This is a genomic window from Lentiprolixibacter sp., assembly GCF_982873095.1.
Window position 1 is genome coordinate 1 of sequence record NZ_CEYNTP010000358.1, and the last position, 2,026, is coordinate 2,026.

The 2,026-nt window shown below is 51.8% G+C and carries 2 protein-coding genes; both read left to right on the top strand.

Translation table 11 applies throughout. The features are described 5' to 3' along the window. Positions 1 to 1,363: efflux RND transporter permease subunit (locus AC4E7D_RS14400; protein WP_490174468.1), on the top strand; the 1,363-nt coding region annotated here is incomplete at its 5' end. Beyond that, positions 1,360 to 2,026: TolC family protein (locus AC4E7D_RS14405; RefSeq protein ID WP_490174469.1), on the top strand; the 667-nt coding region annotated here is incomplete at its 3' end. The genes AC4E7D_RS14400 and AC4E7D_RS14405, both read left to right, overlap by 4 nt.

The following is a 2,026-nucleotide window of genomic DNA, read 5'->3' on the forward strand; positions in this document are numbered from 1 at the left end:
GGACGCAATACGTTCTGATGTGGTGACCGGCAGGCTGCGGGAATTGGTAGGCCCTGTAATAGGGGTAGAAAGCCTGATATACGGCACCGGGGGGAATTTCGGGGGCGACCCGGTATCTGTTTCCCTACTGGGCTATAATATAGAAGAGCTTAAAGGGGCCAAGAATGAACTAAAAAAGGCCATGCTTAATAATCCGGCCCTGAAGGACGTGGCAGACAATGACCCGGCCGGGATCAAGGAGATCCGTCTTGAATTAAAGGAAAACGCCTACCTATTGGGTCTTAACCTGCGTACGGTAATGAACCAGGTACGTTCTGGTTTCTTCGGGACACAAGCCCAGCGCTTCCAGCGGGGACAGGATGAGATCCGGGTATGGGTACGGTACGATCGGGAAAACCGATCCTCCATTACTGACCTGGATGAAATGCGGATTGTGACCCCCAGCGGCGCCAGGGTACCCCTCAAGGAAATTGCTACCTACAGCATCGAACGCGGGGAGGTGGCGATCAACCACCTGGATGGGCAAAGGGAAATACAGATCTCTGCAGACCTGGAGGACCCCAAGACCACAAGTGCCACGGATGTAATGACCCAGATCCGGACAGAGATCATGCCGGAGATCACCTCGCGTTATCCCACGGTTACCCCTTCCTACGAAGGACAAAACCGGGAAGCGGGCAAGTTACTGGGCTCTTTAAGGTTTGTGGGCCTCACCGTTTTGTTCCTGATCTATGTAACCATTGCCTTTACCTTCAGGAGTTTTAGTCAGCCCTTGATGCTGATCCTGCTGGTACCCTTTAGCCTTACAGCGGTAGCCTGGGGGCACTGGATACACGACTTTCCCATCAATATACTGTCCATGCTGGGGATCATAGCCCTGATCGGTATTATGGTGAACGATGGGCTTGTACTTATTGGGAAGTTCAACAATAACCTGAGGCAGGGAATGACTTTTGATCATGCGATCGTAGAAGCAGGGCGTTCCCGTTTCCGGGCCATCTTCCTGACCTCGATTACCACTATTGCGGGTCTTGCGCCCCTGATGCTCGAACAGAGCCGTCAGGCGCAGTTCCTGATCCCAATGGCGATTTCGATTGCCTACGGTATTGGCTTTGCTACCTTTTTAACCCTGGTGCTGCTACCCATATTCCTCTCCTTCAGTAACCGTGTGAAGCAAAGCACCAAGTGGCTGGCTACGGGGAATACAATTACCCGCGAAGAAGTTGAACGGGCCATTAAGGAGCAACAGGAAGAGGTCCATCTGCAAGGACAGTTGGTGGATCAACTCATAGAAGAACATATACCTGAAAACGCATCACAACAAACAACCTCCCCCAAAGAACTAGAAGGTCAACAACAATGAGAAACCTGATTTTTAGCTCAGTGCTATTGCTCTCCTGCCTTTCGGGGGCGCTGGCACAGGAAAACCTTTTGTCCAAAGAAGAAGCCGTTAACCTGGCACTGGAAAATAATTTCGGCATTGCGGTGGCCCGCAACCAGATAAAGATCGCTGAGAACAACAAGAGCCTTCTGAATTCAGGCTTTTTACCCAGCCTCACCGGAACGGCAGGGGCCACCTACAACCGGGACGACTCAGAAATTGAATTTCCCGGGCAAGTCCTCGATGATGGCTCCCCCAGGCCCAACCTGGAAATCGATAAGGCGGAAGCTCAGCGCTATAACGGGGCCCTGGCGGTAAATTATACCTTATTCGATGGCCTCGGCCGGATGTACAATTATCGTAGCCTTCAGGAGCAGTATGAATTGAGTGAATTGCAGGCCCGGGAAACCATCGAAAATACCATGCTGCAGCTTTTTAGCGTATATTTTGAGGTCGCCCGCCTTACTGAAAATGAAAACGTCTTCCTGCAGGCTTTGGACATTTCGAGGGACCGGATCACCCGTTCGGAGTACGCCTTTGAATTCGGGCAAAGCACCAAACTCGACATTTTGAATGCACAGGTAGACGTAACCAATGACAGCATTAGCCTGCTGAACGCCAGGCAGCAGCTGGCCAACGCCAAGC